Source organism: Streptomyces sp. NPDC018045, assembly GCF_044327445.1.
Taxonomy (GTDB): domain Bacteria; phylum Actinomycetota; class Actinomycetes; order Streptomycetales; family Streptomycetaceae; genus Streptomyces.
This window is the reverse complement of sequence record NZ_JBIRFL010000024.1, coordinates 77,429-92,153: the sequence shown is the minus strand read 5'-3', so window position 1 is coordinate 92,153 and position 14,725 is coordinate 77,429. Positions and strand designations below refer to the sequence as shown.

16 protein-coding genes are annotated in these 14,725 nt (G+C 73.8%); 8 read left to right on the top strand and 8 right to left on the bottom strand.

Features of this window, described 5'->3' with window-relative positions; translation table 11 throughout:
- Positions 1-3 precede the first annotated feature (3 nt).
- The 3 genes from ACH4EB_RS32225 to ACH4EB_RS32215 all read right to left on the bottom strand — a co-directional run bounded on the left by ACH4EB_RS32225 (position 4) and on the right by ACH4EB_RS32215 (position 2,800).
- Positions 4-714, bottom strand: coding sequence for a response regulator (locus ACH4EB_RS32225; protein ID WP_398351705.1), 711 nt, complete (start codon positions 712-714; stop codon positions 4-6).
- Positions 711-1,949, bottom strand: a complete 1,239-nt coding sequence (locus ACH4EB_RS32220) for a sensor histidine kinase (RefSeq protein WP_398351727.1) — start codon at positions 1,947-1,949, stop codon at positions 711-713. Before ACH4EB_RS32220 ends, ACH4EB_RS32225 begins: the two co-directional genes overlap by 4 nt.
- Positions 1,950-2,029: 80 nt before the next feature.
- Positions 2,030-2,800 (bottom strand): IclR family transcriptional regulator, encoded by a 771-nt coding sequence (locus tag ACH4EB_RS32215; protein ID WP_398351703.1) that lies wholly within the window; start codon positions 2,798-2,800, stop codon positions 2,030-2,032.
- 127 nt (positions 2,801-2,927) lie between these two features.
- On the opposite strand from ACH4EB_RS32215, the gene ACH4EB_RS32210 reads away from it, so the two are divergent.
- Complete coding sequence (locus tag ACH4EB_RS32210; RefSeq protein ID WP_398351701.1) at positions 2,928-4,589, top strand: aldehyde dehydrogenase (NADP(+)); 1,662 nt, start codon at positions 2,928-2,930, stop codon at positions 4,587-4,589.
- An 11-nt stretch (positions 4,590-4,600) separates the two neighbouring features.
- Complete coding sequence (locus ACH4EB_RS32205) at positions 4,601-5,203, top strand: GNAT family N-acetyltransferase (protein ID WP_398351699.1); 603 nt, start codon at positions 4,601-4,603, stop codon at positions 5,201-5,203.
- Here the strand turns inward: ACH4EB_RS32205 and ACH4EB_RS32200 are convergent.
- Together ACH4EB_RS32200 and ACH4EB_RS32195 are read right to left on the bottom strand one after the other, a co-directional pair.
- Entirely contained in the window at positions 5,181-5,834 is a 654-nt protein-coding gene (locus ACH4EB_RS32200) for a class I SAM-dependent methyltransferase (protein WP_398351697.1), read from the bottom strand. The two genes, ACH4EB_RS32205 and ACH4EB_RS32200, sit on opposite strands and share 23 nt — an antisense overlap.
- Before the next feature lie 132 nt (positions 5,835-5,966).
- Positions 5,967-6,347 (bottom strand): hypothetical protein, encoded by a 381-nt coding sequence (locus ACH4EB_RS32195; protein WP_398351696.1) that lies wholly within the window; start codon positions 6,345-6,347, stop codon positions 5,967-5,969.
- A 171-nt stretch (positions 6,348-6,518) separates the two neighbouring features.
- Here ACH4EB_RS32195 and ACH4EB_RS32190 point away from each other — a divergent pair, with 171 nt between their 5' ends.
- The 4 genes from ACH4EB_RS32190 to ACH4EB_RS32175 all read left to right on the top strand — a co-directional run bounded on the left by ACH4EB_RS32190 (position 6,519) and on the right by ACH4EB_RS32175 (position 9,672).
- Entirely contained in the window at positions 6,519-7,349 is an 831-nt protein-coding gene (locus tag ACH4EB_RS32190; protein ID WP_398351695.1) for a helix-turn-helix domain-containing protein, read from the top strand.
- Positions 7,349-7,555: a DUF397 domain-containing protein gene (locus tag ACH4EB_RS32185; RefSeq protein WP_398351694.1), complete on the top strand. Its 207-nt coding sequence runs from the start codon at positions 7,349-7,351 to the stop codon at positions 7,553-7,555. The genes ACH4EB_RS32190 and ACH4EB_RS32185 overlap by 1 nt, the downstream gene beginning before the upstream one ends.
- Positions 7,556-7,777: 222 nt before the next feature.
- Positions 7,778-8,497, top strand: a complete 720-nt coding sequence (locus ACH4EB_RS32180; RefSeq protein WP_398351693.1) for a DsbA family oxidoreductase — start codon at positions 7,778-7,780, stop codon at positions 8,495-8,497.
- 116 nt (positions 8,498-8,613) lie between these two features.
- On the top strand, positions 8,614-9,672 hold the full coding sequence (locus ACH4EB_RS32175) for an aminotransferase class V-fold PLP-dependent enzyme (RefSeq protein WP_398351692.1): 1,059 nt from the start codon (positions 8,614-8,616) through the stop codon (positions 9,670-9,672).
- Positions 9,673-9,800: 128 nt separating this feature from the next.
- Here the strand turns inward: ACH4EB_RS32175 and ACH4EB_RS32170 are convergent, their stop codons facing one another.
- Positions 9,801-11,111 carry an alpha/beta fold hydrolase gene (locus ACH4EB_RS32170; RefSeq protein ID WP_398351691.1) on the bottom strand — a complete coding sequence of 437 codons (1,311 nt, stop codon included), beginning with the start codon at positions 11,109-11,111 and terminating at the stop codon, positions 9,801-9,803.
- 155 nt (positions 11,112-11,266) lie between these two features.
- Between ACH4EB_RS32170 and ACH4EB_RS32165 the strand changes: the two genes are divergently transcribed.
- Entirely contained in the window at positions 11,267-11,845 is a 579-nt protein-coding gene (locus tag ACH4EB_RS32165; protein ID WP_398351689.1) for an RNA polymerase sigma factor, read from the top strand.
- 177 nt (positions 11,846-12,022) lie between these two features.
- Positions 12,023-13,252, top strand: a complete 1,230-nt coding sequence (locus ACH4EB_RS32160) for a hypothetical protein (RefSeq protein ID WP_398351688.1) — start codon at positions 12,023-12,025, stop codon at positions 13,250-13,252.
- A 42-nt stretch (positions 13,253-13,294) separates the two neighbouring features.
- Here ACH4EB_RS32160 and thpD read toward each other — a convergent pair whose 3' ends face one another.
- Positions 13,295-14,194, bottom strand: a complete 900-nt coding sequence (thpD, locus tag ACH4EB_RS32155; protein ID WP_398351687.1) for an ectoine hydroxylase — start codon at positions 14,192-14,194, stop codon at positions 13,295-13,297.
- A gap of 85 nt (positions 14,195-14,279) precedes the next feature.
- Positions 14,280-14,702 (bottom strand): ectoine synthase, encoded by a 423-nt coding sequence (locus ACH4EB_RS32150; protein ID WP_398351685.1) that lies wholly within the window; start codon positions 14,700-14,702, stop codon positions 14,280-14,282.
- Positions 14,703-14,725: the final 23 nt, after the last annotated feature.

Sequence of the window (14,725 nt, the reverse complement as noted above, 5' to 3'; positions counted from 1 at the left end):
GCCTCACCCCGGCCGGACGAACCCGCTCTCGTACGCCGCGATCACCGCCTGCGTCCGGTCCCGCACCCCCAGCTTGGCCAGCACCCCCGCGACATGTGTCTTGACCGTCGCCGGGCCGACCGTCAGCCGGTCCGCGATCTCGGCGTTCGTCATGCCCTTGGTCATCAGCCGCAGCACGTCCGCCTCCCGGTCGGACAGGCGCTTCCGCAGGGCGCGCGCTGATTCGCGCGCGGCCCGCGCCCCCGCGTACCGGGCGGCCAGCTCCCGTACCGCCGCCGGGAACAGCAGCGAGTCGCTGCGCGCCACCATCCGTACGGCCTGCACCAGGTCCTCCGCGCCGGCCCGCTTCAGCAGGAAACCGCTGGCCCCGGCGCGCAGCGCCTCGTACACGTACGCGTCGTTCTCGAAGGTCGTCACCACGATGACGCGGGGCGGCTCCGCCATGCCCGCCAGCACCTGTTCGGTCGCGCGGATGCCGTCGATCTCCGGCATCCGGACGTCCATCAGCGCGATGTCCGGGCGCAGTTCGCGGATCATGGGCACCGCCTCGGCGCCGTCGGCGGCCTCACCGACGACCTCCAGGTCCGGCTCGGCGCAGAGGATCGCGCGCAGCGCCGTGCGCACCATCCGCTCGTCGTCGGCGAGGACGATGCGCAGCGGGGGCGTGGTGGTGCCGGTACGGGCGTCCGCGCGCCCCTCGTCCGGGCCGCTCACCGGGACGTCCCCAGCGGCAGCCGTACGGTCAGCCGCCAGACGCCGTCCTGGCCCGCGGCCCGTGCCTCGCCGCCCAGCAGACGGGCGCGTTCGGCGATGCCGCGCAGGCCGCGACCGCCGCCGGGCCGGGACGTGTCCGCGGCCGTGTCGCTGCGCGCCTCCGCCATTACCGCCGATACGCCCTCTCGCGTACGCACCTTCGTGCCCCTCACCGTTCCCACCGGATTCTCCACCGTGATCCCCAGTTCGTTTCCGCCCAGCGCGATCCGCAGCCGGACCGGTACGGCACCGGCGTGCCGCAGTGCGTTGCTGAGACCTTCCTGCACGATCCGGTACGCCTCCCGCGAGACCACCGGCGGCAGCCGCTCGCACCCGCCGTCGATCTCCGCGTCGATCCGCAGCCCGGCGGCGCGGGTGCGGTCCAGCAGCCCCGCCAGGCCGTCCAGTGCCGGTGCGGGCGCGGTGGTCCGGCCGTCTCCGTCCTCCCGCAGCAGGCCGAGTACGGTGTCGAGTTCGGCGACCGCGTCGCGGGTGGTCTCCTCGATGGCGAGGAGCGCCCGGCGCGCGAACTCGGGGTCGGTGTCCAGGACCCGGCGGGCCGCGCCGGCCTGGAGGGTGACCGCGCTGAGCGCGTGCCCCACGGAGTCGTGCAGTTCGCGGGCGAGCCGGTTGCGGGAGGCGAGGTCGGCGGCCCGCCGTTCGGCGGCGGCCAGCCGGTCGGCGGGTGTCCGGCCCAGCAGGACGGGTGCCCAGCGGGCCAGCAGCACGCCGGCCGCCCAGGAGGTGCCCGCCACCAGGGCGAGCAGCGCGAGCCCGGCCAGGGGGCCGAGCGCGCCGCCCGCCAGCGGGGGCCAGCCCAGCTCCTCGTGCCGCAGCGGATCCGCGACCGGCAGGAGGATCAGCACCACGGCGGCGGGCGGCGCCGCGAGCGTCATGCCGCTGACGACGCCGCCGGCGGCCAGGTGTGCCACGAACCACAGGGCCGTACGCCGCCGGGCGGCCCAGGAGCCGGCGGGTTCCTCGGCCAGTTCGGCCGCCACGTCCGGGGGCAGGCCGCACAGCGACCGCGTCGCGGCCGACTCCAGCGTGCGCAGCAGCGGGAAGAGCAGCGCGCTGAGGGCGGCGAGCGGCAGCGCGACACCGAACGCGAGGAACTGCCACGGGAAATCGCTGAACGGGTTCGCGTCGTGGACGAACAGCGGCACGAGGGCCGTCGCCAGAAGGAAGTACGGCATCAGCAGGGCGCCGCCGAGGACGAGATGCACCCAGCGGCGGAGGAACAGCCGCGGTCCGCGCGTGGTGGGGGGTCCGGGTGTCAAAGGCGTCGCGTCGCCAGGGTCAGCCGGTCGCGCGCGTCGAACAGCGCGTCCTTGATCATCTGCTCGTGTCCCGGGGTCAGCCGGGCCACCGGCACCGAGCAACTGACCGCGTCCCGGGCCGGAGTGCGGTACGGGACCGCCACGCCGAAGCAGCGCAGGCCGAGGGTGTTCTCCTCGCGGTCGACGGCGTACCCCTGTTCGCGCACCTGGCGCAGTTCCCCGATGAGCTGCTCGCGGTCGGTGAGGGTGTGCTCGGTGAGGGCGTCGAGCCGCTCCGGGAGGAGCGCCCGTACCTGGTCGTCGGTGTACGTGGCGAGCAGCGCCTTGCCCAGGGACGTGGAGTGGGCGGGCAGCCGGCGGCCGACGCGGGTGAAGGGGCGCAGGTAGTGCTGGGACTGGCGGGTGGCGAGATAGACGACGTTGGTGCCGTCCAGCCGGGCCAGGTGGATGGTCTCGGTGGTGTCGTCGGCGAGCCGGTCCAGCGTGGGGCGGGCGGCGGCCACCACCTCGTCGCCGTCGATGTAGGACGTGCCGACCAGCAGGGCGCGGACGCCGATGCCGTACCGGGTGCCGGTGCCGTCGGTCTCCACCCAGCCCAGGTCGACGAGGGTGCGCAGCAGCATGTAGAGGCTGGACTTCGGGTAGCCGACGGCCTCCTGGACGGAGGCGAGGCTGTGCATCCCGGGGCGGCCCGCGAAGTACTCCAGCAACTCCACCGTGCGCACAGCGGACTTGACCTGCGCTCCGGTGGTCTCGGCAGCGGACATCGGCCTTGACCCCTCAGTTCGGACAGCCATAGAGTCCCAGCGGACGTCACATTCACCACCTGGGACAGCGTTCAGCATACCGAACAGCGTCCTGGGCGCGGCAAGAGTTCGCTGGGAGGAATGCGCGGTGGCAGCAGCACCAGTCTGGAGTGCCGACCCCCGTACCGGGAAGCGGCGCGAGCAGGTCGCGGTGGAGGCCACGGCGGCCGCGGTCGACGCCGCCGTACGGGCCGCGCACGACGCCCGGCCCGCCCTCGCCGACCGCGGCGCCCGGGCCGCCCTGCTGCGCCGCGCCGCCGACCTGCTGGACGGGGCCGGCGAGCGGATCGTCGAGGCCGCCGACGCGGAGACCGCGCTCGGCCCCGGTCGGCTCACCGGCGAACTCGGCCGTACGACGTACCAGTTGCGCGCGTTCGCCGATGTGGTCGAGGAAGGCGCCTTCCTGGACGTACTGATCGACCACGCCGACCCCACGCTCACCCCGCCCCGCCCCGACCTGCGCCGCTACAAGATCCCGCTCGGCGTCGTCGCCGTCTACGCGGCCGGCAACTTCCCGCTCGCCTTCTCCGTGCCCGGCGGCGACACCGCCAGCGCGCTCGCCGCCGGCTGCCCGGTCGTCGTCAAGGCCCACCCCGGCCACCCGGCCACCTCCGAACTGTGCGCCGCCCTGCTGCGCCGCGCGGCGCTCGAAGTCGGCCTGCCCGCCGGCGTGGCCGGCCTGGTGCACGGCTTCGACGCGGGCGTCGAGCTGGTCCGGCACCCGCTCGTCGCCGCCGCCGGCTTCACCGGATCGGTACGCGGCGGACGCGCCCTGTACGACGCGGCCGCCGCCCGCCCCCACCCGATCCCCTTCCACGGCGAACTCGGCAGCCTCAACCCGGTCGTGGTCACCGAGGCCGCCGCGGCCGAGCGCGCCGAGCGGATCGGCACCGGCCTGGCCGGCTCGATGACCCTCGGCACCGGCCAGTTCTGTGTGAAGCCCGGACTGGTCCTGGCTCCGTACGGACCGGCCGGCGACCGCCTGGAGCGCTCCCTCGCGGAGGCCGTCGGCGCCACCGGGGCCGGGGTGCTCCTGCAGGACCGGATGCGTGACGCCTTCCTCGACGGCGTACGGGAACGTGCCGCGCTGCCGGACGTGCAGGCGCCCGTGACGCCCGGCGCGGGCGGCGAACACACCGTCAGCGCGGGCTTCTTCACCGTGCCGGCGGCCCGGCTCGCGGACGACGGCGGCACCCACGACCTGCTCCTGGAGGAGTGCTTCGGTCCGGTCACGGTCCTCGCGCGCTACACCGACGACGCCGAGATCGGCGCCGTACTGGCCCGGCTGCCCGGCAACCTCACCGCGACGCTCCAGCTCGGCGTGGCGGAGTGCGCGGGCGAGGACGGACCGCCGGCCGGGGGCGGGGACGGTACGGCGCGCGGGGCGGCCGGAGGCGAGGACGGTACGAGGCCCGACGCGGCCGGCCGTACGGGGCCTGAGGCGGCCGGAGGCGGGGCGGGGCGCGGAACGGGGCGCGGCGCGCGGCTGCTCGCCGCGCTCACCCCGCTGGCCGGCCGGGTACTCGTCAACGGCTGGCCGACCGGCGTCGCCGTGGCCCCCGCCCAGCACCACGGCGGCCCCTACCCCGCCACCACCTCCACCGCGACCTCCGTCGGCGGCACGGCGATCGAACGATGGCTGCGCCCGGTCGCCTACCAGGACACCCCGCCCGCCCTGCTCCCGCCGGAACTGCGCGAGGACAACCCGCTCAAGCTGCCCCGCCGCATCGACGGCCGCCCCGAAAGGTGACCCACGCGCCCATGCCCCAGGCCCCGGACACACCCGAGACCACCGCGCCGCACCCACCGGCCACGCCCGTCACCTCCGACGCGTCCGCCGCCCCCACCGCGTCCGCCACCCTCGTCCGCGACGCGACGGCCGCCGACCTCGACGCCGTGGCGGACCTGCACACCCGCGCCCGCGCGACGTACTACCGCGGCCGCGTCCCCGACGCGCAGCTCGACGACCCGGCCGAGCGCGAGCGCTGGCGCGAGGGCTGGGGGCGTGCGCTGGCCCGCGCGGACGCCACCGTGCTCTGCGCGGAACGGGACGGCGCGGTTGTCGGCGTGGCCTCCTACCGCCGCGAGGACGGGGCGCCCGCGGACACCGTCAAGCTCTTCCAGCTCCACGTGGACCCCGAGCGCTGGCGCGACGGCATCGGCACCGCCCTGCACCGCGCCTGCGTGGCCGGCTGGCGGGCGGCGGGCGCCAGCACCGCCCACCTGGAGGTCTACTGGCACAACCGGCGGGCCCGCGCCTTCTACACCCGGCACGGCTGGCAGCCGGACGCGTCCCGCCGCCCCGCCCCGGACGCCAGCCACCTCGACCTCGTGCTGCCGCTCAGCCCTGCCGCCGCCCGATGATCTGAAGCCGCTCGGCGGTGTGCCCGTCCAGCGTGCCGACCGTGTCCGTGCGCTCGGCCTCCACCGCGAAGCCGTGCGCCCGGACCAGCCCGCGCAGCCGGTCCGGCTCGTGGTGCCGGAACACCCCGCCGTCGGGCGTCTCGAACACCCCGTACGTCCCGTGCCGGTCCGCGTACCGCGCGTACCGCGCCACGTTCCGCGGGTCGCGCTGCAACGGCATGTCGCTGACGTACAGCACCCCGCCCGGCCGCACCAGCCGGCCCAGCTCCGCGACGATCTCCCGCTGCGCCCCGGAACCGGGCACGCACGTCAGGACGGCGAACAGCAGCGCGGCCCCGAAGTGTCCGTCCTCGAACGGCAGCGGCAGCCCGGGGCAGTGCTCGATCCGGATCCCCGGATGCTCCCGGCCGCCCCGCTCCACCAGCGCCCGCGAGACGTCCACCCCGCGTACGTCCGTGTACCCGGCCGCCACCAGCTCGGCGGTCAGCCGACCGTATCCGCAGCCGTAGTCCAGCACCGGCACATCACGTGGCACATACGTGTCCAGCAACCCCGGATCCAGCGGATGGGTGAACGTCTTGGCGGCCCCGGCACGCTCCCAGAACCCCGGCACTTCCTGCCGCATCTCCATGAGCGGACGGTATCCCGGAAGCGGCGGGCGGGCGCTCATTTCGGCGATGTGCCGCGTACGGGCCCGGTGGCGGGGTGATCGGCGGCGGGCGGTCTCAACGTACGGTGACAGGCGATTGGTTGTCGCCCGCTCTTACCGTTCGGTATTTCCGGCGCGCTTCGAGAAGGTGTTGACGGGCTCTTCCGTGTGCTTCTGGTACTGCGTGTGCCCGGTCTCGTCCGTGTGCGCGCGAATCCAACTGTTCAACTGCGTGGGGGTGTCCCAGACGTTGGAGCGGATACCGCATTTCTCGCCACCGGTTTCGGTGACGCATACGGCGACGTGCTTCCGGATGCCGGTGATCTGGATTTCCACGGGCGTGGGTGCGGGGACGGGGTTTGTCATGGACTTGCCTTCACGCGGCGGGGTGTCGAAGGCAGCGCCGCTGCCTTCACCGGTACGCATATGGAGCACGCCGCCGTGTCCGTGCGAGCGCATGAGGCGGGAGAAGTGTTCCCGGCCGGGGCTGGTCACTTGTGGTCACCGTTTCTGGAAGTGATCGTGCCGAACCGGCGGCGGATCGGTCGCATGCGGCGAGCCGGCCAGCCGGTGCGTGACTGTCTGCTTACAGGGTGCCTCGCTGGGCGTAGGCTCAATAGGGTCGGAGGGTTTCCAAGGAGCTTGGAAAGACAGGGATTTGCACACATGAGCGAAAAGCCCGCCGCGTCACGGCCCGAACCGCGCAACGGCCTTGAGTGGTTCGGGCGAGAGCTGGAGGAAGCCCTTCGTCATCACGGTGCCACGCAGCAGGAGCTGGCCGACGCGACAGGCTACAAGGCGCCGTACGTGACGAAGGTGAAGCAGGGGAAAGCTCTTGCCAGCCTGCATTTCGCCGAAGGGTGCGATCGGTTTTTCAACACCTCCGGGTACTTCGCTCGTATGCGTACCCGGATCTCTCAGCATGGGCACCCCGAGTGGTTCGTGCCGTACCTGCTGATGGAGGAGAAGGCGGCGCAAGTTCTCGACTTCTCACCGTTCCTGGTCATGGGTGTTCTGCAGACCTTCGCCTACGCCGAAGCGCTGTACCGTGCCGCGAACCCGCGCTACTCGGACGATGTGATCAAAGAGAAGGTCACATGGCGACTCCAGCGGCGGGACATCTTGGAGCGCCCGGACCCACCACTGTTGTGGGTCGTGCTGGATGAGTCATGCTTGCGTCGGGAGGTCGGGGGCCGCACCGTCATGCGTGGCCAGATGGAGCACCTGTCGCAGGTGTCGGAGATGCCCAACGTCACTGTCCAGGTGCTGCCGTTCGACTCCGGCGCACCTCCGGCGGCAGAGCCGTTTACGCTACTGACGTTCGATGACGGCTCGGCACCGGTGCTCTACTCGGAAGCTCAGGGATTGGGGCGCGTCATCGATTCGGCGTCCGTGGTGGCCACCGGCATGAGCAGATTCGAACGGCTGCGTGCGGACGCGCTGTCCCCAGAAAAATCACTCCGCGCACTGCGCGAAGCGATCAAGGAGTACGTGTGATGAAGCCAGGGAAGCCCGTCCATTGGGTGAAGAGCACCTACAGCAGCGGGGACGGCGGCCAGTGCATCGAATGGGCGCCACGGCACGCGGTGGCCACCGGTGAGTTCCTGGTCCGGGACAGCAAGACCCCGGACGGCCCCCACCTGACGCTCACCGGTGACGCCTTCGCCGGACTCGTCCGGTTCGCCCGGCAGGCCACCGTCTGACCTCGGCCGACCGGCCCACGGGCCCCGCCGTCCCCGCAACGGGGCTGCGGGGCTCCTTCGCGACCTGGCCGCCGCCCGGGGAATAGCCGCCGCCCCCGGAAGGTTGTCCGTTGCTGTCCCCGTTCGGGGGGCTTCGGGGCCTTGTGGCCCCGGATGAGTCGTACCGCGGCGCCACGGCCCCCGCCGGCCGGACCCCGCGGTCCCTTCAGAGGAAACAGCTTCATGCGCGTGGAAATCTGGGCGGACATCGCCTGCCCCTGGTGCTACATCGGCACGGCACGGTTCGAGAAGGGGCTCGCCGCGTTCGCGCAGCGGGGTGCGGTGGAGGTCGTGCACCGGTCCTTCGAGCTGGATCCGGAGGCGGCGCCGGCGGGGGACGTGCCCGTGCTGGAGATGCTCGCGAGCAAGTACGGGGTGTCGCGGGAGCAGGCCGAGGCCATGGAGGCGCGGGTGGCCGAGGCGGCGGCGGGGGAGGGGCTCGGCTACCGCTCCGACCGGATCCACGGGAACACCTTCGACCTGCACCGGCTGCTGCACCTCGCCAAGGAGCGGGGCGTACAGGACGCGCTGCTCGGCGCGCTGTACCGGGCCAATTTCGCGGAGGCGCGGCCGCTGGGGGACGCGGACGTGCTGACCGGGGTCGCGGTGGCCGCGGGGCTGGACGAGACGGAGGTGCGCCGGGTGCTGGCGGACGGGGACGCCTACGCGGAGGCGGTGCGGGCCGACGAGCGGGAGGCGGCGGAGCTGGGGGCCCGGGGCGTGCCGTTCTTCGTCATCGACCGGCGGTATGGGATATCCGGCGGGCAGCCCGCCGAGGTGTTCCGGCAGGCGCTGGAGCAGGCGTGGGGTGCGGAGCGGACGCCCGCGCCGGCAGAAGGTGGCGACGGGGCGGCCGCGGCGGGGTGCGAGGGGGACGTGTGCCGGCCCGGCACGGAGCGGTGACTCCGGTGGGCCCGGGGCAGCCGTAAGGCGCTGAGCTGCGGGGATAAGGGGCGCTTGGGGCCAGGCCAACGCAATGTGTGATGGACGGCGGGTGGCCGGGCGGCCACAGTGGGGGGATGCAGCGCATTGAGCCACTCGGCGGGGACGAATTCGCGCCCCGGACGACGTACTTGAACACCGCGTCCAGCGGCCTGATCCCCGCCCGTTCGGCCGCCGCCCTGCGTGCGGCCGTCGAGGAGTCCGTCTCCTACGGGAGCATGGGCCGGGACTATTTCGGACCGGCGGACGCCTCCCGGGCGGCCTTCGCCCGGCTGACGCACGTACCGCCGGAGCGGGTCGCGATCGGTGGCGCGGTCGCGGTGCATGCCGCGCTGATCGCCGGGTCGCTCCCGGACGGGGCCGAAGTGCTGGTTCCCGAGGGGGAGTTCAGTTCGCTGGTCAACCCGTTCGCCGTCCGGCCCGGGATCAGGCTCCGTACCGCGCCGCTCGCCGGACTGGCCGACGCCGTCCGGCCCGGCACGGCGCTCGTCGCCGTCAGCGCCGTCCAGGCCAAGGACGGGCGGATCGCCGACCTGGCGGCGGTACGGGCCGCCGCCGGCGCCCACGGAGCACGCACCCTCGTGGACGCCACGCAGTCCGCCGGCTGGCTGCCGCTGCGGGGCGGCGACTTCGACTACGTGGTGTGCGGGGCGTTCAAGTGGCTGCTGTGCCCGCGCGGCACGTCCTTCCTGGTGTGCGGGGACGACGGGCTGGAAGCGCTGCACGCCGGGTGGGTGGCCGGTGCGGACCCGATGGAGTCCAACTACGGGCCGCTCCGGGCCCTCGCGGCCGGCGCGCGCCGCTACGACGAGCCGCATGCCCACTACTCGTACGTCGCCGCCGCGCAGTCCCTCGCCCTGCTGAACGAGATCGGCGTCGAGACCGTCCACGCGCACAACGCGGCGCTCGCCGACCGGTACCGCGCAGGCCTCACGGCGCTCGGCCACACCCCGCTGCCCGCGCCCGGGTCGGCGATCGTGTCCGTACCGGGGCTCACGGACGCGGCGGACCGGCTGGAGGCGGCGGGCGTACGGGTCGCCGTGCGCGCGGGCAGCCTCCGGGCCGCCTTCCACCTCTACAACTCGTCGGACGACGTGGACCGGCTGCTGGAGGTGGTGGGGGAGGGACGGCGGTAGGGGCACCCGTTCCCGGAGGCCCCCTTGCCCGGAAGAGCCCCCTCCCGCCGGGGGCGTGGCGCTCCGGGGCCCCGGCCCGCCTCTCTCCGGTCCGCCCCCGGCCCGTCCCCCTCTACGCCGCCCCGGTCTCAGACCTCGCCGCGGACCATCCGGATCAGGCGGTCCAGCACCGCGCCGTCGCTGACCCGCAGGCCGTCGTGCTCCCACTCGTTGGTCACCCAGGTCCGCAGCCCGCGGATCTCCCGCGCGGTCTCCAGGGAGTGGGCCGCGTCGACGTACATGTCGTCGGCGTAGACGGCGGCCGCGGCCGGGACCTCGTTGGCGGCGAGGCGGTCGGCGTCGTACAGATCGGGCCAGTCGGCGCGTTCGGCCAGTGCCTGCGCCGTCTCCTTGAGGGGACGCAGCGCCGGGTCGGTGTCGAACAGCCAGGGGTAGACCATCTCCCCGGTGAAGTGGACCGGCCGCCCGCCCTCCAGCGCGGTGCCGACGTCGAACTCGGGGAACTCGGCGCGGACGTGCTGGGCGGCCCAGCCGGTGCCCTTGGACGCCACCGACCGCTGGGCGTAGATCGCTTCGTGGAGGACGGCGTAGAGCGGGGTGGCGGTGTGGGAGAGGTGGCTCTGTACGGCCTGGAGGAAGGTTTCCGCCAGCTCGGGTCCCGCGGGGCCGGTCACCCACGCGTCCTCGATCAGGTAGTGCAGGACGTACGAACCGGTGCCGGTGCCCAGCAGGCGGCCCAGCGCCTGGAACGCCTCCGCCGTCAGACGCCCGCCGCCGGGCAGCCGGGCCGGGTGTTCGCGCAGGTGCGCGGCGATGCGGCGGACGCGTTCGATGTCCTGCGGGTAGCGCGCGTAGTGCGCGGCGTTCTTGCGCGCCACCCGGGGGTACGCGGCCCGGTAGACGTCCTCGGCGCCGGCCCGCAGCCCCGGCAAACCGCCCGTGATCATGACCTCGCGCAGGCCCTCGGGCGCGTACGACAGGTAGGTCGTGGCGCAGAAGCCGCCGAAGCTCTGTCCCAGGACGCTCCACCGCTCACCGGGGCCGGCCAGCTCGCGACGGAACGATTCGGCGTCCCGGACGATCGCGTCGGCGCGGAAATGCGCCAGATACGCGGCCTGTTCGCGCGGGCCGCCGCGCAGCGCGAGGGTCTGCCGGCCGGCCGGGGCGGAGCGGCCGGTGCCCCGCTGGTCCAGCAGCAGCACCCGGTAGTGGTCCAGCGCGCGCACCAGCCAGGAGTCCCGGCCCAGCGGACGCGGCGACGCGCAGCCGGGGCCGCCCTGGAGGTACACCAGCCAGGGCAGCGCCTCGTGCTCCCGGCCGGGTGCCACCGCCTCGCGCCCGTACACCGTCAGCCGTTCGCCGTCCGGTGCGGCGTGGTCCAGCGGCACCTCCAGGAAGTGGTCGGTCACTACGACACCGGGCAGCCGGTCGGCACTCATGTACGCTCCTCGGTCTTCTTCGGCCACGCGCCCCTCCGGCGCCCTGCGGATCGTGCGGCACCCGCCGGGCGCCGCACAATTCGGCCGGACGGACGGCTACCGCGAAGGAGGGCGAAAGGCTAGGAATGTCACCACACACTCACGAGGTGGTGCCGGTGGACGGGACAACCAGGTACCCGCCGCGCGACCGGGAGCTGCACCGGCGGCTGGTGTACGGGGACGAATCCGCGCTGGGCGAGGCGTACGACGCCTACGGCGCGCTGGTCAGGGCGGTGGCCCGGCGGGTCACCGGCAGTGCGGTGGTCGCCGACGAGGTGACGCACCGCGTCTTCATCGACCTGTGGACCTGCCCGTACGCCTTCGAGCCCGGACACGGCTCGCTGCGCGCGTGGCTGAGCATCCGCGGGCACCACGGCGCGGTGGCCCGGGTGCGGGCGGCGGAGGCGGAGCGCGCGGCGTGCGGGGAGCCGGAGGGGGCGGGGCTCGGGCCCGGCGAAGAGGCCCGGATGGCGCTGCACTCCGCGCTCACCGAACTGCCCCTGCCGGAACGGGAGGCCCTGCACCTGGCCTGCTTCGCCGGGCGTACGTACCGGCAGGTCGCGGTGGAGCTGGGCATCGCGGAGACCGCGGCCACCGCACGGCTGCGGCATGCCCTGAGCGGCCTGGCCGACCGGCTCGCCGGGCCGTCGGCCGGCCCCGGCAGCCCGGCCGACGAGGCACGGGACGAGTGCTGAGACGCCGGCCCCGAATGCCGGGCGGCGGCCACGGGCAGCAAGGGAGACGACAGGGACGCGCGCCGGCCGGCCGGGCGGCGGAACAGCGGAAAGGGGCGTGCGATGGATGCCGGAGGCAGGAACGGCCGGGGTGGTACGGGCGGGCCGGATGGTACGGATGGGCCGGATGATGCGGACATGCCGGGCGGTACGGGTGGGAGCGGCGGGCCGCGGGACCCGGGGAGCCCGGACGGCTCGGACGGCTTCGGCGAGACCGGCGGAGCGGACGGCCCGTCCGCCGTGCACGAGGAGGTCAGCGCGCTGCTCGCGGCCTGGGCGCTCGGCGCCGGCATGCCGGGCGACGACGCGCGGGTACGCGGCCACCTGCGCGACTGCGCGCCCTGCGCGGCCGAGGCGCGGCGGCTGCGGGAGACCGTACGGCTGCTGGACGAGCCGGCGCCCGGCGGGACCGGCCGCGGAGCCGGACGCAAGGCGAACGCCGGAATGGCACGCGGGCGGCTGATGGCCGCGGCCCGCGCCGCGCGGCCCGGCCAGGTGCCCCTGGCCGCGCACGCCGCTCCGTACGCGGGGGCGGTGGCCTGCCTGGACGCCCTGCTGCGGGAGCTGGACCACGCGCCGGCCCGCTGGGGCACCCCCGTCGTGCACGACTGGGACGTCCAGGGCACCGTCGCGCACCTGGTCGCGGCCGACGAAGTACTGGCCGAGCGGCTGGGCCTGGCACCGGTGACGGAGGCGGGCACGGGGCTGGGGCCGGTGCCCGGGACCCGGCTGGAAGAGGGCTTCGGGCCGGAGGCCGGTACGGGGCCGGGCGCGCTGTCCACGGGCCGGACGGCCGGTGCGGGCGCCCCCTGGGAGCTGCGCTGGGCGGCCCGTACGCACGAGGTGGTGGCCTACGAGCACACCCGGCCGCCCGCCGAGACACGGGAGGCGTGGCGGACCCAGGCCCATGGGCTGCTCGCGCTGCCCGAGGCGGGCGACGAGCAGTTGGCCGCGATGGCCACGACGCTGATGGGCCGACGGCTGCCGGTCGCCGACCACTACGTGATCCGCGCTTTCGAGACATGGCTGCACACCCGGGACATCGGGCGGGCGCTGGGCCGCACCGTACCGCCGCCGCTGCCGGCGCACCTCCAGCGGTTCCTGGGGCTGGCGGTACGCATCCTGGACCTGGCGCTGGGCCCGGACGCGCGGCCGGTGCTGCTGTCGGTGGAGGGCGAGGCGGGCGGCGACTGGGTGCTCGGCTCGGACGCCGAGCCGATCGCCGCCGAACTGGTCCTGGAGGCCACCGACTTCCTGCTGCTCGTCGGCGGACGGCAGGACCCGGACGAGATCGCGCGGGGCCAGGCAGGCGACGCGGCCGCCTCACAGCGGCTGCTGGAGACGGCCACGTCGCTGGCCTGGCTGTGACGCCGTGCCGCGGTGCCCCGTCGGCACCGTGCGGCGCGCCGGTTACTGCACGGGGGTGAAGTCACGTGCGCCGATGTACTCCGGACGCCGGACCGGCGCCGCGAAGGGCTCCACCGCGGTGTTCTCCACGCTGTTGAACACGATGAAGACGTTGCTGCGCGGGTACGGCGTGATGTTGTCGCCGGAACCGTGCATGCAGTTGCAGTCGAACCAGGTCGCCGAACCGGCCTTGCCGGTGAACAGCTTGATGCCGTGCGCGTCGGCCAGCTTGGTCAGCGCCTCGTCCGAGGGCGTGCCCGCGTCCTGCATCTGCAGCGACTTCTTGTAGTTGTCCCGCGGCGTCTCGCCGGCGCACCCGAGGAAGTGCCGGTGCGAACCCGGCATGATCATCAGGCCGCCGTTGGTGTCGTAGTTCTCCGTCAGCGCGATCGAGACCGACACGGTCCGCATGTTCGGCAGGCCGTCCTCGGCGTGCCAGGTCTCGAAGTCGGAGTGCCAGTAGAACCCGGAGGCACCGAAGCCCGGCTTGACGTTGATCCTGGACTGGTGGACGTAGACGTCCGAGCCGAGGATCTGCCGGGCGCGCCCCACCACGCGCGGGTCGGCGACCAGCTTGGCGAACACCTCGCTGATCTTGTGCACCTCGAAGACGGACCGGATCTCCTGGGACCGCGGCTCGACGATGGAGCGGTCGTCCGCCCGCATCGCCGGGTCGTTGACCAGCCGGTCCAGTTCGGCGCGGTACACCGCGACTTCATCCGCCGTCAGCAGCTCCCCGATGGCGAAGAAACCGTCGCGTTCGAAGTCGCTCAGCTCGGCCGGCTGGAAGGGCCCCTCCGTGCCGGGCTGCGACCACACCACCGGGTCCTGCCGCGGGGTCATCACCTCGGTGGTCCCCCGGGTCGGGTACAGGTCGGCGGTGCGCTCGGGTGCGGTGGTCATGGTGTTGCCTTCCTCTCCTCTCGTGCGTGCTTTCCTTCTCGCGCCTTTCCCGGCTGCCGGACGGGGCAGTGAGCCGCGCCGGGTGTCAGCCCTGCTGCGCCGACGGCTCCGGCTCGGGCTCGGTGAGCAGCGGGTACACGCCGTTCTCGTCGTGGTCCTCGCGGCCCGTCACCGGCGGGTTGAAGACACATACGCAGCGGAAGTCCTCCTTGATGCGCATGGTGTGCTTCTCGTGCCCGTCGAGCAGGTACATCGTGCCCGGGGTGATGGTGTGCTTCTCACCGGTCTCGTCGTTGGTGAGCTCGGCCTCGCCCTCCACGCAGAGCACGGCCTCGATGTGGTTGGCGTACCACATCGACGTCTCGGTGCCCGCGTACAGGGTGGTCTCGTGCAGCGAGAAGCCGACGCGCTCCTTGGCGAGGATGATGCGCTTGCTCTCCCAGGTGCCCGACTTGGCCTTGACGTGGCGGTCGGTGCCTTCGATGTCCTTGAAGGATCGGACGATCACGGTGTTCTCGTACCTTTCTGTGG

Excerpts from the sequence above, each read along its gene's own strand:
- ACH4EB_RS32160 (WP_398351688.1), top strand. The coding sequence starts at position 12,023 with ATGCCGGGCGGTACGGGTGGGAGCGGCGGGCCGCGGGACCCGGGGAGC.
- ACH4EB_RS32175 (WP_398351692.1), top strand. The coding sequence starts at position 8,614 with ATGCAGCGCATTGAGCCACTCGGCGGGGACGAATTCGCGCCCCGGACG.
- ACH4EB_RS32180 (WP_398351693.1), top strand. The coding sequence starts at position 7,778 with ATGCGCGTGGAAATCTGGGCGGACATCGCCTGCCCCTGGTGCTACATC.
- ACH4EB_RS32215 (WP_398351703.1), bottom strand. The coding sequence starts at position 2,800 with ATGTCCGCTGCCGAGACCACCGGAGCGCAGGTCAAGTCCGCTGTGCGC.
- ACH4EB_RS32220 (WP_398351727.1), bottom strand. The coding sequence starts at position 1,949 with ATGCCGTACTTCCTTCTGGCGACGGCCCTCGTGCCGCTGTTCGTCCAC.
- ACH4EB_RS32185 (WP_398351694.1), top strand. The coding sequence starts at position 7,349 with ATGAAGCCAGGGAAGCCCGTCCATTGGGTGAAGAGCACCTACAGCAGC.
- ACH4EB_RS32190 (WP_398351695.1), top strand. The coding sequence starts at position 6,519 with ATGAGCGAAAAGCCCGCCGCGTCACGGCCCGAACCGCGCAACGGCCTT.
- ACH4EB_RS32205 (WP_398351699.1), top strand. The coding sequence starts at position 4,601 with ATGCCCCAGGCCCCGGACACACCCGAGACCACCGCGCCGCACCCACCG.
- ACH4EB_RS32200 (WP_398351697.1), bottom strand. The coding sequence starts at position 5,834 with ATGGAGATGCGGCAGGAAGTGCCGGGGTTCTGGGAGCGTGCCGGGGCC.
- ACH4EB_RS32170 (WP_398351691.1), bottom strand. The coding sequence starts at position 11,111 with ATGAGTGCCGACCGGCTGCCCGGTGTCGTAGTGACCGACCACTTCCTG.
- thpD (WP_398351687.1), bottom strand. The coding sequence starts at position 14,194 with ATGACCACCGCACCCGAGCGCACCGCCGACCTGTACCCGACCCGGGGG.